At 34.1% G+C, this 12,706-nt stretch carries 11 protein-coding genes; 6 read left to right on the forward strand and 5 right to left on the reverse strand.

All coding sequences use genetic code 11. From position 1 onward, the window contains the following. Positions 1-188 precede the first annotated feature (188 nt). Genes A3EM_RS0122655 through A3EM_RS0122665 form a run of 3 tightly spaced genes read left to right on the forward strand, consistent with a single transcriptional unit; the run spans position 189 to position 2,424 of the window. On the forward strand, positions 189-917 hold the full coding sequence (locus A3EM_RS0122655) for an NUDIX hydrolase (protein WP_020530544.1): 729 nt from the start codon (positions 189-191) through the stop codon (positions 915-917). 29 nt (positions 918-946) lie between these two features. After that, a complete protein-coding gene (locus A3EM_RS0122660) occupies positions 947-1,249 on the forward strand; it encodes a putative quinol monooxygenase (RefSeq protein ID WP_020530545.1) in 303 nt (100 codons plus the stop codon). Next, positions 1,249-2,424: an iron-containing alcohol dehydrogenase gene (locus tag A3EM_RS0122665; RefSeq protein ID WP_020530546.1), complete on the forward strand. Its 1,176-nt coding sequence runs from the start codon at positions 1,249-1,251 to the stop codon at positions 2,422-2,424. Before A3EM_RS0122660 ends, A3EM_RS0122665 begins: the two co-directional genes overlap by 1 nt. Positions 2,425-2,463: 39 nt before the next feature. On the opposite strand, the gene A3EM_RS0122670 is transcribed toward A3EM_RS0122665, so the two are convergent. After that, positions 2,464-3,120, reverse strand: coding sequence for an SDR family NAD(P)-dependent oxidoreductase (locus A3EM_RS0122670; protein ID WP_020530547.1), 657 nt, complete (start codon positions 3,118-3,120; stop codon positions 2,464-2,466). A 647-nt stretch (positions 3,121-3,767) separates the two neighbouring features. After that, positions 3,768-4,268, reverse strand: coding sequence for a hypothetical protein (locus tag A3EM_RS43365; protein WP_020530549.1), 501 nt, complete (start codon positions 4,266-4,268; stop codon positions 3,768-3,770). Positions 4,269-4,385: 117 nt separating this feature from the next. Here A3EM_RS43365 and A3EM_RS0122690 point away from each other — a divergent pair, with 117 nt between their 5' ends. Both A3EM_RS0122690 and A3EM_RS0122695 read left to right on the forward strand, forming a co-directional pair. Beyond that, positions 4,386-5,570, forward strand: coding sequence for a THUMP-like domain-containing protein (locus A3EM_RS0122690; RefSeq protein ID WP_020530550.1), 1,185 nt, complete (start codon positions 4,386-4,388; stop codon positions 5,568-5,570). Between the two features lie 84 nt (positions 5,571-5,654). Next, the gene (locus A3EM_RS0122695) at positions 5,655-5,930 is read left to right on the forward strand and encodes a hypothetical protein (protein ID WP_020530551.1); all 276 of its coding nucleotides are present in this window, start codon (positions 5,655-5,657) and stop codon (positions 5,928-5,930) included. Positions 5,931-6,088: 158 nt separating this feature from the next. Here the strand turns inward: A3EM_RS0122695 and A3EM_RS0122705 are convergent, their stop codons facing one another. Then, on the reverse strand, positions 6,089-7,210 hold the full coding sequence (locus A3EM_RS0122705; RefSeq protein WP_020530553.1) for a glycosyltransferase: 1,122 nt from the start codon (positions 7,208-7,210) through the stop codon (positions 6,089-6,091). 325 nt (positions 7,211-7,535) lie between these two features. On the opposite strand from A3EM_RS0122705, the gene rpsA reads away from it, so the two are divergent. Then, positions 7,536-9,338 carry a 30S ribosomal protein S1 gene (gene rpsA, locus A3EM_RS0122710; RefSeq protein WP_020530554.1) on the forward strand — a complete coding sequence of 601 codons (1,803 nt, stop codon included), beginning with the start codon at positions 7,536-7,538 and terminating at the stop codon, positions 9,336-9,338. A 264-nt stretch (positions 9,339-9,602) separates the two neighbouring features. On the opposite strand, the gene A3EM_RS0122715 is transcribed toward rpsA, so the two are convergent. Further along, a complete protein-coding gene (locus A3EM_RS0122715; RefSeq protein WP_020530555.1) occupies positions 9,603-11,588 on the reverse strand; it encodes an OmpA family protein in 1,986 nt (661 codons plus the stop codon). Between the two features lie 207 nt (positions 11,589-11,795). After that, positions 11,796-12,683 (reverse strand): DUF4249 domain-containing protein, encoded by an 888-nt coding sequence (locus A3EM_RS0122720; protein WP_157638033.1) that lies wholly within the window; start codon positions 12,681-12,683, stop codon positions 11,796-11,798. Positions 12,684-12,706 lie beyond the last annotated feature (23 nt).

The raw sequence follows: 12,706 nt of genomic DNA on the forward strand, positions 1-12,706 counted from the left end.
TTAGAGTTCCCTTAGCATTTATAAATGGTATCCCTAAATTTGCAAGAGGACTATACTGTTTTATTGGAGAGCGTGGCTTCCAAATGCATATAACTAATTGGATGACAGGAATAATTCTCCTTTAAACTACCACCACTGATTGATACTTTGGTGAAATTATTCATTATTAAAAAGTACTGGTACTTACTATGAAAATAAAATCGTCAATTAATGATATACCCAAAGGCTACTATCAGGATAGCGAATCTATCCATGTGGCAGTGGACTGCATTATTTGGGGATTCGATATCAAAAAGGAAAAGCTTAAATTACTTTTAATTAAGCGTCTGGTGGAACCTTTGGCCGGAGAATGGTCGCTGGTAGGAAGTTTTGTGAAAATTAATGAGGATTTGGATTATGCAGCCAACAGGGTTTTGAAGGAATTAACCGGATTGGAAAATATTTTCATGGAACAACTTCAGTCTTATGGAAAAAAAGACAGAGATCCGGGAGCCAGGGTAATTTCCATTGTATATTGGAGCCTCATCCAGATCGACCAACAGGATGAAGATTTGGTGAATGCCCATGGTGCAAATTGGTTTGATTTTACAGATGTTCCCAATCTGATCCTGGATCATAAGGAAATGGTGGAAATGGCTTTGCTAAAATTGCAACAAAATGCAAGATACAGACCCATTGGCTTTGAATTACTACCCAAAAAATTCACACTGCCCCAGTTACTAAAATTATATCAGGAAATTTACCAAAAACCACTTGACGACAGAAATTTCAGGAAGAAACTTATTTCAATGAATTTATTAAAAAAGCTTGATGAAAAGGATAAATCTTCCTCAAAGAAAGGGGCTTACTATTACGAGTTTGATAGCCAGAAATACAATGAGCTGGTAAAAACTGGATTTAATTTCTCGCTTTTCTAATTATTTAACCTAAAAACCTTGCTAAAACAATGATTGCTACAATTGTTCATATTTGGGTAAAACCTGAATACAGAGATAATTTTATTAAAGCATGTCTGAAAAATGCTGAAAACTCTATTAAAGAGCCTGGAAACTTAAGATTTGACTTTATCCAGGATATGGAAGATCCCAATAAGTTTGTATTTTATGAGGCTTATAAAGCTGAATCAGATGTTTTGGCACATAAAGAAACTGCCCATTATAACGAATGGAGGGAAACCGTAAATGACTGGATGGCCAAACCTAGAAAAGGCGTAAAGCACCAAATTTTAGGCCCCTCAACTTTAGGATAATGCAAACTTCATTTTCATTTACAAGTACGCCTCAAATACATTTTGGTGTTGGAAAATTTAAGTTATTACCTCGGCTCATTAATAACTATGGAAAAAATGTGCTGATATTAACCGGAGCAAAGTCTTTCACAAGTTCTGTTAATTGGGATATTTTAAGAGAAAGTTTGGATGACTTAGAGATCAGTTTTGCCCATTTTGAAATTCCCAATGAACCTTCTCCTAACCAGATTGACCATTGTGTGAAGCAATTTAGAGAAAACGATTTGCGAGTTATTCTGGCCATAGGTGGAGGAAGTGTACTTGATGCAGGCAAAGCTGTGTCGGCCATGATTCCTTTAAACAAGCCGGTTAAGAATTACCTTGAGGGAGTTGGAACAGGGGAAAGTCATCCTGGGATAAAAATTCCATTTATTGCGGTACCAACTACCTCTGGCACAGGCAGCGAAACCACCAAAAATGCAGTAATTACGGAGGTAGGTAAAAATGGGTTTAAGAAATCACTAAGGCATGATAATTTCGTGCCTGACCTTGCTGTGGTGGACCCTTCACTCACTTTATCCACTCCAAAAAATCAAACTGCCCATAGCGGAATGGATGCCTTCACTCAGCTGGTAGAATCTTACCTTTCCACAAAATCTAACCTAATGACCGATTCACTTGCCATTAAGGCCTTGAACCAGTTAAAAGATGGATTACCATTGGCTGTAAATGAGGGAGCAAATATAGAAGGCCGAACCAAAATGGCTTATGCTTCTATGATTTCCGGAATTACCTTAGCTAATGCAGGCTTAGGTACTATCCATGGTTTTGCCTCTTCTGTTGGAGGAAAATGTAATATTCCCCATGGATTAATTTGCGGTTCATTAATGGGAATTGTAAATAGAATTACGGTGAGAGAACTTAGAAAACAAGATGCCACTAATCTGGCATTAAGCAAATATGCCAGACTGGGCAGAATGTTTAGTCAAAAAGATGATAAGGGGAAAGATTATCAAATTGATTTTCTGCTGGATCAAATAGACCAATGGATTGAGGAATTTGAAATCGCTAAACTTTCCAGGTTTAATTTAGAAGAACAGTTAATTCCATCAATTATAAAAGAAACCGGAAATAAAAATAATCCTTATCAGCTTAACCCTGCCGAACTGGATGAAGCCTTAAGAAACCGGATATAAAAGGGTCGTTTAAATTGACCCTTTTATCAAAAATTTATTTTAATATACCACTTCCAAATCCTTTCCACCGGACATCATAAATTCCCAAAATTGTTCGGCAATTGCCTTTGGGTTATATTTTTCGTCCTTTTCCGAAACATAACCATAAATCACCACAGTCCCTACCTTAATATTTTTACCTTCAAGAGCTCTGGCAAGCGAACCAGTCAGATTTCTTAACCCAGCCTTTCCGATGGCAAGGGACCCATAATCTTTATGAGGATGTCGGGATAATCCTCCTCCGGTAAAAATAATAGAACCTTTTCCTTGTTTCTCCATTCCTGGGATTACCGCTTTAGCCGATTCCAGTGCTCCACCTACATTTACCTTAAAATCCTCTACCAGGGATTCTAATGATTCCGTAAGAATGTTTTGTTTTCTAATCACCGCTGCATTATAAATTAATGTTTCTGTGGGCCCTAGAGTCTCATGCACATTATCGAAAGCATTTTTTAGGCTAATAGCTCCCCCGGCATCAGCCACAAAATAATGACTTTCTACCTGAGCATCAGCTAAGGTTTTTTGATATTTTTTCAGATTGTTTTCATTTCTGGAGATCATGGCAATGGTGTAACCTTCCTTAGCAAATCTTTTGGCTAACGCCAGGCTGATTCCCTTTCCCATTCCCACAATAGTAAGTACTTTTTTATTTCCCATATTTAGCTGTTCATCTTTGGTTAATTTTTTTTATAAAAGAAAGCAATTTTCCTTTAAATTAATTCCAAAATGAAAAATTTGAACATCAATATGAGCATAAGGAGTGGGCGAAAAGTTATCCAACAACTAAATTGGTAAGCATATTCATTACCTGGGTAAAATGAATTGCATACTTATTAACCAGAATAATAAATTTTGTAGACCAGATTTGTGTTGAGAACCAAAATAAGATACTTGCCTGTGTAAAAAAATAAATCGTTGTCATTTCCACGTAATAAAAAATTAAAAAATCGGGCAAATGCTAATAGAAAAATTGGTAGTGATTTATTGGATATTGTAAAGTTGGCAAGAATTATTATCCCAAACCCATGAAAGACCCCTTGTTTATTCCTAATGTAATTTTTATGATTTTTTGGAATTATTTTTCCTAATCAAAAAGAAAAACAAAACTGCAAAAAAATGCTTTCGCTTTGTTATAACCATCTCATTAAGATCCAGTAAAGATTGTACGATTATTCTTTTTTCAGGATAAAGGCTGAAAAAAACAGAAATTTACCTGTAATTTTTACAGTATTTTACCAGTTTAGGAAGGGCTAAACCTTTAGTTTTTCAACTAAAAATGTCATTCAACTATAAAGTTTCGAAAATTAGTAGGCCGCCTGATAATCAATTTTCAGGATGCAATTAGTGTATTTTCCCGGCTCCACCTCAATTGGATTTATGTGACCCTCCCCATCAAAACTATTAGCAAAAAAACCATTAGGCTCTTTGACGAATAAAGAATACTTTCCTGAAGGAAGAGCTATTTTAAACTTTCCATTTTCATCAGATTTTATTTGAGAAATTAAATCTGTTTTAATTTCAGAAAAAAACTGCCCATCAAATTTTGTCTGGGCTTTGCCGGTTAATTCATAAATAAAAATTTCTTTCACTACCGGTTTACCAGAAGGCATTTTTTTATTCGGGCCAGGCATCAGATTTCCTTCAAACCACAATACTTCACCGGTAATACCCTGATCTCCTTTAATTTCTTCATTTGATTGGTTTCCCGATTTGGTTAAATTATTTTGGCATGCCGAAATAGAAACCAACAAAATGGCAATAATGATTATTTTTGAGGGTATCTGGAAAAATTTAGTTATTCTCATTTTATTTCTGTTTAAATATTGTAGTTGGTAAAAACCACATCATATAATAAGAAAAAAGTCAAATTCAAGTTCCGGTTTATCAAAAAACTGATTCAATTTTTCCCCATTTAAAGTGGCATGCATCAATTAAATGAAACCATCCTTCAATTTATTGAAAAACATCTTAATGATGATTTAAACCAATTGGCATTGAATGCTCAAAAATATAAAGATATTCCAATCCCATTCATTATTTCTCAAATTAACGGAAGGCTGAAGGCAAAAAAGAAACTACCTTTTTTGCTTGAGTATAGCAAAATTTTGTATCCTAAAAAAATTTCCATGGAACAATGCTCTTCCGAAATTACAGGAAGATACAAAGCCCAACTTTATAAGGGAAACAAAATGATCGACCTTACAGGTGGATTTGGTATTGACTGTCTGTTTTTTGCGGAAAAATTTAAGGAGGTCCATTATGTGGAAAGAGATAAAGAATTGTGTGAAATAATGAGACATAATTCACAAATTTTAGGGATTGATAATATTTTGGTTAATCATTCAAATAGTGAAACTGTTCTTGACAAAAACACTGAGGATTTTGATCTGATTTATGTTGACCCTGCAAGAAGAGATGAACATAAATCCAAAATTGTAAACTTTCAGGATTGCCAACCAAATATCCTGGAGATTAGAAGAAAACTATTAAAGCAGGGTTCAAAAATTTTAATTAAGGCCTCTCCCCTTTTGGATATTAAACTGGCCATTGATCAATTGGAAAATGTATCTGTGATTCATGTCATTTCGATCAAAAATGATTGTAAGGAACTGTTGTTTGAACTGGCCAATCAGGAATGCCTTGCTCCTACCATTAGGTGTGTAAATTTTATTGACAAAGAAAACTTCATGGCATTTGAAACCAAACTAAATGCTGAAAAAAATGCTACAGTGGAGTATAGTCTTCCAGAAAAATATTTATTTGAACCCAATGCATCCATTATGAAAGCAGGCCTGTTCAGATCCGTTAGCCAGAATTTAAATTTAAAAAAACTTCATCCTAACAGTCATTTGTACACATTTAATAAATTCCGGGAAAACTTACCTGGAAGAGTATTTGAAATAGAAAATACTTTTAATTTTAATAAAAAGGATTTAAAAAGGCTCCAAAAACTAAAAAAAGCCCACATTAAAGCAAGAAACTTTCCGCTTTCTGTCCAACAAATCCGAAAAAAAACCGGATTACAGGAAGGTGGAGAGGTTTATTTGTTTGCTACAACTACTTTAAACAATGAATTAATCGTTATTGAGTCAAAAAAAATGATGTAAGTTTTTTACAATAATTTAACCAAAAAGTACAATTTTAAATTTTAGTTTACAGTTAATGTCCTATTAATAACGAACCAAAATAAAATGTACTTTTTCGTCAACTTTTCATCTAACGATGTAGTCCTTTTTGAAATATCCTTCTCTACAAAGGAGGAGGCTGAAGCATTCTTACAAACAATTAAAATCAATGGTTATCCAATAAACGGACATGTAAATGTAAGTTTTGGATATTATGTTGTAGATTTTAAGGAGGAGTTAGTGTATGAATCCTGGATAATTGGAGAAGATAATCCTCCTGTAAAAATTGACTCAAATCACCCATTAAGTAATAAATCCAATTTTGTGAGAAATCTAAATTAAATTTCAACCAGAATTATTATTACCGAAAGACTACTAAATTTTAATCACCAACTCTACTTCTTTTCTGAATAACTTTACTGGTTTTTCAAACTCAAAATAACTTTTGAGTACAGGATTTTTATGCTTCAATGCCAGTTAGCCAAAAATATCGTGCTTTCTCAGATTGATTTGTAAAACCTGACTATTTCTTTTGATAGATTTTCCCAGGTAAACTTTCGCTTAAAATCTATGATATTTCGCAGGTAACCTTCCCGTTCAGAATTATTGAAAAAATCATGGATGGCAGTTTTCAACAGAGAGGAATCCGGAGACGAAATACAAATCCCAGTATTGAAGCTTTCTACACTTTCCCTCAGGTTTCCCACATCAGTTACAATTGCGGGAACATCGAAATAAAAGGCTGTGGCAATTACTCCGCTTTGCGTTCCACTTTTATAGGGAATGACACAAACATCAGCCGCAGAAAAAAAATCTTTTACCTCATGATCAGGAATATACCGGTTAAATAATTTTATATTTTCTTTGTTATTGTTTTTCCCTATCAAAAATTCATATTTACTAAAGTCCTCATAGCACTCTCCTGCTATAATTAATTGATAATCATCAGACAAGCCATCGAATGCTTCAATCAATAAATCAAGGCCTTTGTAGGCTCTTATTAAACCGAAAAATAATATATTCTTTTTCCCAGGCTCAATTTTTAAACTTTCAACGGCTTCATTTCTTGATTTTTTTTCTCCGAAATGTGTGTAAATAGGATGCGGATGCAATAGAATTTTAGCCTTTGGAACTAATGAAAGCACATCTTTTTTAACCGCTTCACCCATGACAAAGAATCCATCAATATTATTGACAAAGTATTGGCTAAAAACTTTATCCCCAGGCTTGGATTCATGAGGGATCATATTGTTAATTATGGAAATCACCTTAATCCCCTTCTTCCGTAGCAACCAGGCTACTGTTCCAAAAGCTGGAGCGAAAAACGGCATCCAATACCCGATAATTAAAAAATCGGGATTAAATTTCAGGATGGCACGATAGGTTTTATAAAAGGAAGCCGGATTGACTGGATTTAATAACCTGCTATTAGGAACAGGATCAGCATTATCCTGAGGATCCACAAACTGACTGGAGCCAGGGAATAAAAATTTGGGGTATTGTAAGGTAAAATTAAACGCTTCTACTTCATGCTCTTTTTCAATGGCCCTGAACAAGGATGCATTAAACTGAGCAATTCCACCGCGAAATGGGTAAAAAGTAGAAAGAAAAGCGATCTTCATTTATGTTTTCTGTTAAATCCACCCAAAAATCGGAATTCTTCCTTGAATTACAAGTATTGAAAAATCAGGATTCGAAATCATTTGCGTAATGTGAATTATTCTATTCCCTACCCTGAATTTCCTTTAAGTTTCCAACATTTTCAAACCCAGACAATTACTAAAAAGATTCCTAATAAAAATTAACATGAAAATTGTGTTACGCTTGTTAAATTATTATCTTTGCACACCTTTTTAAAAAGGCAAGTAATTTTATTTAATTTATTTCTAACAAAATCCTTAATCTGATAGCACTAAGATTAAGGAGTATCGTGTGCTAAATTTAGATATGGCAGAAGAATTAAAAAATGCATCAGACCAGGACTTTAACTGGGATGAATTAGAATCCAATGGTTTCGGTGAAGGCTACAGTGATTCTGAAAAAGAAAAGATGATGGCAATGTATGACAATACATTGACAGAAATCACTGACAAAGAAGTAGTTGAAGGAACTGTAGTAAGTGTTACTGACAGGGAGGTTGTACTTAATATTGGGTTCAAATCAGACGGACTTGTTTCATTAAATGAGTTCAGGGATTTGGAAGAAGTTAAGGTTGGCGATAAGATTGAAGTTTATATTGAAGATCAGGAGGATGCCAATGGACAATTAATTTTATCCAGAAGAAAAGCAAAAATTGTTAAAGCCTGGGAGAATATCCAGGGTGCTTTCGAAAATGACACTGTAATTGAAGGTGTTGTTAAAAGAAGAACTAAAGGTGGTTTGATCGTAGATATCTTTGGTATCGAGTCATTCTTACCTGGATCACAAATTGATGTTAAGCCTATCAGGGATTTTGACGTGTTTGTTGGTAAGAAAATGGAGCTTAAGGTTGTCAAAATCAACTATACAAATGATAACGTAGTAGTTTCTCATAAAGTCCTTATTGAGAAAGATCTTGAGAAGCAAAGAGCTGAAATTCTTAATAACCTTGAAAGAGGACAAGTTCTTGAAGGTGTTATTAAGAACATGACCAACTTTGGTGTATTCATTGACCTTGGTGGTGTGGATGGTCTATTGCATATTACTGATATTTCGTGGGGAAGAATTTCACATCCGGAAGAGCTGCTTAAACTTGACCAGACTGTGAAAGTGGTAGTACTTGACTTCGATGATGACAAGAAGAGAATTTCTCTTGGCATGAAGCAATTGACTGCTCATCCATGGGATTCACTGGATACTGCTATTGAAGTAGGAACCAAAGTAAGCGGTAAAATTGTAAATGTTGCAGATTACGGAGCATTCTTGGAAATTGTTCCTGGTGTTGAAGGACTTATCCACGTTTCGGAAATGTCATGGTCACAACATTTGAGAAACCCTCAGGACTTCCTAAAAATTGGAGACAAGCTAGACGCTGTTGTATTAACTATTGACAGAGAAGAAAGAAAAATGTCATTAGGAATTAAGCAACTTACCGAGGATCCATGGAAACGATCTGACTTAATGATTAAGTACGCTATTGATACCAAGCATAAAGGTATTGTTAGAAACTTAACTAACTTTGGTCTTTTCATTGAGTTGGAAGAGGGAATTGATGGTTTAGTTCACGTTTCTGATTTATCCTGGACTAAGAAAATCAAGCATCCATCAGAATTTGTAAAAGTTGGAGATGAGCTTGAAGTAGTTGTACTTGAACTTGATATAGAGCAAAAAAGACTGGCTCTTGGTCATAAACAATTAGAAGAAAACCCATGGAATACTTTCGAAGAAATATTCACTACCGGGTCAGTACATAAGTGTACGATTCTACAGAAAAATGACAAAGGAGCAGTTCTTGAATTACCATACGGAATTGAAGGTTTCTGTCTGTTGAAAAACCTACAGAAAGAAGACGGTTCTACTCCTGAAGTTGGAGATGCATTAGAATTTGTGGTAACTGAATTCTCTAAGGATGACAAGAAAATCGTTCTTTCTCATGTAAGCACTTACAAAGAGGAGAAAAAACCACAACCTAAGAAAAAACAATCCGGAGGAACAGGAAATGCCTCTGCAAATGTGAATAAAATCAATAAAGATAATGATTCTAAAACCACTCTTGGTGATTTAGGTGTATTATCACAATTGAAGGAAGATATGAATAAAAAGAAGGACTAATTTCCTTTTTTGACTAAGTATTTTCATACCAAAAAGCTGTACAGAAATATTTCTGTACGGCTTTTTTATTTTCAGAGGATTAATTCACCCACTTAATTTCCCCTAGACTAAGAATTATTCATTATCAGTGCTTTCATTTCCGGGATAAGTAAGCACTGTTAATTAAAGCAAACCTCATCCATCTGTATAAAACCAGAAAAGCCAGACAAATTGATTTGTCTGGCTTTTTTATTAAACTCAATTAATTCTATAAATTAAACATCCTTATTTAAGGTTGATGGTAACTTTTTTGTCATTTGTAGAATTTTGGGCTCCTTCCAAAACTATAATTCTATCTTTGGAAATGCCCTGAGCTTTCAAAAACTTAACAACTGTATCCACCCTTTTTTCAGAAATTATTAAATTATATCTACTTGATTTTCCTCGTTCAGCATGTCCCACAATTTCCATTTTAAGTTTCGGATGGTTATTCATTAAATTCACCACATCAATTAACTGACGTTGGTATTTTCCTTCAATTTTCACCTCATCTTCCAAGAAGGAGATTTCAACTGCCTTGAAAAATGACTTATTCACTAATTCTTTTTCTGGATTAAAATCACCCATAGCATTTGGATCGAATCCAGAGTTGAGCAAGTTTCTAAACTCTTCGGAGTTTCTTAAATTATTGTTATCCTTTTTATTAATGGCAAAATAGTCAAGTGTTTTGGCATTTCCATCCTTATCCATTGCTGAAACCTCCGAATTTACTACAAAATCATAAGTGTTTTTTGTGGAATTCCTTAAGGAAAGTTTCAGTGATAAAGTTTCCTTATGAATTTCTTTTTCATTTTTAAATATTGAAGTTTTTAGGTCTTCACCAAATGGTGCAAAAACTGTATAATTACCTAAATCATCCGTAATACTTTCAAAAACATTTCCATTACTCATCATTTTTATATGCGCATTTGCCAAAGCCTTTCCAGATTCATCAATTACCCTCCCTTCAAGTTTTACCTGATCAAAAAAATAAACACTATAAATATCAAGCCCTCCAAAACCGCCTTCTCTCGAAGAAGACAAATAGGCAAATTTTTCATGAATATTAAAATAAATATCATCAGAAATACTGTTGATGGGTAAACCTAAATTTACAGGCGCTTCCCAAATATCCTTAGCCTTGTTATACTGAGCTTTAAACACATCAAATCCACCCATACTTTTATGTCCTTTTGAGCTAAAATAAAGCGAACCATCATCTCCAATAAATGGGGAATCTTCATCAAACTCAGAGTTTAAATGACTTAAGGCTACCGGCTCAGTCCATTTCCCTTTCTTATCCTTTTTGGTAAGGTACAAATCAAGACTTTCATTATCAGAATAATAATTGGTAGAAAAAACGATAGTATTTCCGGTTTTTGAAATAAAGCAATGCGGATCAGAAGCGGCTGTGGAAACAGCTTTAATTTTTTCCCCCTCATCCCATTCTCCGTTGTTATAATTGCTGATATACAAATCCCCATCTCTGAAATAAACAATTTTATTTTTCCCGTTGATCAATTGTACAGTAGCATCATGTCTTTTTTTATTATTCTCAGCATCAATTATCACAGGGCTTGACCACTGGTCATCATTATCCATAGAAGCTTTATAAATCATTTCGTAATTATAACCATCCTTGGCCTGAGGGTAATTATCATTTTCTCTTCGGCTGGTAAATAAAATAGACCGCTGATCCTTAAACATTACGGCACTATAATCCGAGGCATCTGAATTCACTTCTGCCCCCAGGTTTTTAACCACAATCCCTTTGGAAGTGGTAGAATAATAACTTTTAGCATTTTCAATTTTTGACCTCAAATAAGAAATATCCAAAGAGTTATTATTTTCCCCTTTGATGTTATCAAGTGTTTTCACTGCATCATCAAAGCTTTTTTGTTTAAAATATGCATCAGCCAGATCGAGGTAATAGTCCTCATCCGCAGTGGCAATATCACTGTTCATCAATGACTTAAGGTAACTGAGGGCCTTTTTTGATTGGTCATCTTCAGCAGCTAAATAACTTTTACTTACATAAAGTTTTGCTTCAAGGTTTTCTGGTTCGGCTGCTAAAACCTTCTCAAGATATTCAATGGCTATTTTGTAATTTCCATCATTATACTCATGAATACCTTTTTTAAGTAATTGCTCATTGTTCTGGGCAAAACTCAGATTAAAGGAAAACAAGAGTGCTAAGAGTAAAAAGTTGCAGGGGTTTGGGAAAAATTTCATCTTGGAGAAATTTAGATATTATAAAAAAATCAAAGTTTACCTTTGAGAGCTAATTTTAAAAATACCCTGGCTGGAACCAGGTAAAGTAGAAGTTAAAAAATTTGCTAGTTGTTATAAACTGATAAAATAACCGGAAATGCTATAATTTATTACATCCTAGGTACTGTAAAAAAGAAGGAAATTGGTAAGAAAAGAAGAAAAGTATACTTAGGGTTTAATTACCCTTCCTTCAATGAAGGTTTTCCCATTCACATCAAAGTGACCGATTATAATTTCATCAGGATTTTGCAGGTTTTGGATATTCCCCTCTATTAAAGCCGGAGGAGGGCTAAAAGGAGTTCCAAGGTTGGTAGCCTGAGTTTTCAATAAACTCCAAAATTCATAACTGCTTTTCGAAATTGAAAACTGTTGAATGATTATTTCATCATTCTCTTCCAGCGTATCAGAGGAAAATACAATGGTTTTTAATTTTCCATTAAAAAGCTGGTCATTTTCTAAATAAATACTTTCGGCTTTTTCGCTGTATTTGCCATTCACAAAAAGTTTCCAACGATAATATTCAGATTCCCCAGGCTGGTCTTTAAATTGTATGGAGGCAAAAAACTTATCCTCATAAAATCCGATGGAATCAATATCGGGAAAAAACCTAACAACTGTTCTATAATAAAGGGTATCAATGGAAGGAACATTTTTTAATATTTGAGGAGTCGATTGGTACATTTCACCAGACTTCGATTCAATATTTAAATGATAAATACCTGAAACACTCCCTTGAAAAGTGGTGTCATTCGTAGCATAAACTCCCTTTTCGGCAGTTTCCTCAAAATAAACTTTGTCACCAGCTTGTTCTTCCACAAATATTTGTAAGCCAGAAATTGTTTGACCCGGATCCGGACTATTAATGGCATTGCTTAAGGAGATTTTTATGGAATAAGGTTCTGAAAGATTGTTTATTTCCCCTTCCACAACCAAATTGACATCATCCTGGCCACTAAATATATTTTCTATTTTTGGTTCACAGGAAAATAGAAAATGGCAAAAAATCAGAAATAGTGATTTATAAAAAAATGAAAATAAGGTATTTTTAATCAACATGAGCATCTATAATACAATTACCT

Source organism: Flexithrix dorotheae DSM 6795, from assembly GCF_000379765.1.
Taxonomy (GTDB): Bacteria; Bacteroidota; Bacteroidia; order Cytophagales; family Flammeovirgaceae; genus Flexithrix; species Flexithrix dorotheae.

Excerpts from the sequence above, each read along its gene's own strand:
- A3EM_RS0122670 (WP_020530547.1), bottom strand. The coding sequence starts at position 3,120 with ATGGGAAATAAAAAAGTACTTACTATTGTGGGAATGGGAAAGGGAATC.
- A3EM_RS0122705 (WP_020530553.1), bottom strand. The coding sequence starts at position 7,210 with ATGAAGATCGCTTTTCTTTCTACTTTTTACCCATTTCGCGGTGGAATT.
- A3EM_RS0122665 (WP_020530546.1), top strand. The coding sequence starts at position 1,249 with ATGCAAACTTCATTTTCATTTACAAGTACGCCTCAAATACATTTTGGT.
- A3EM_RS0122655 (WP_020530544.1), top strand. The coding sequence starts at position 189 with ATGAAAATAAAATCGTCAATTAATGATATACCCAAAGGCTACTATCAG.
- A3EM_RS0122690 (WP_020530550.1), top strand. The coding sequence starts at position 4,386 with ATGCATCAATTAAATGAAACCATCCTTCAATTTATTGAAAAACATCTT.
- A3EM_RS43365 (WP_020530549.1), bottom strand. The coding sequence starts at position 4,268 with ATGAGAATAACTAAATTTTTCCAGATACCCTCAAAAATAATCATTATT.
- A3EM_RS0122695 (WP_020530551.1), top strand. The coding sequence starts at position 5,655 with ATGTACTTTTTCGTCAACTTTTCATCTAACGATGTAGTCCTTTTTGAA.
- rpsA (WP_020530554.1), top strand. The coding sequence starts at position 7,536 with ATGGCAGAAGAATTAAAAAATGCATCAGACCAGGACTTTAACTGGGAT.
- A3EM_RS0122720 (WP_157638033.1), bottom strand. The coding sequence starts at position 12,683 with ATGTTGATTAAAAATACCTTATTTTCATTTTTTTATAAATCACTATTT.
- A3EM_RS0122715 (WP_020530555.1), bottom strand. The coding sequence starts at position 11,588 with ATGAAATTTTTCCCAAACCCCTGCAACTTTTTACTCTTAGCACTCTTG.
- A3EM_RS0122660 (WP_020530545.1), top strand. The coding sequence starts at position 947 with ATGATTGCTACAATTGTTCATATTTGGGTAAAACCTGAATACAGAGAT.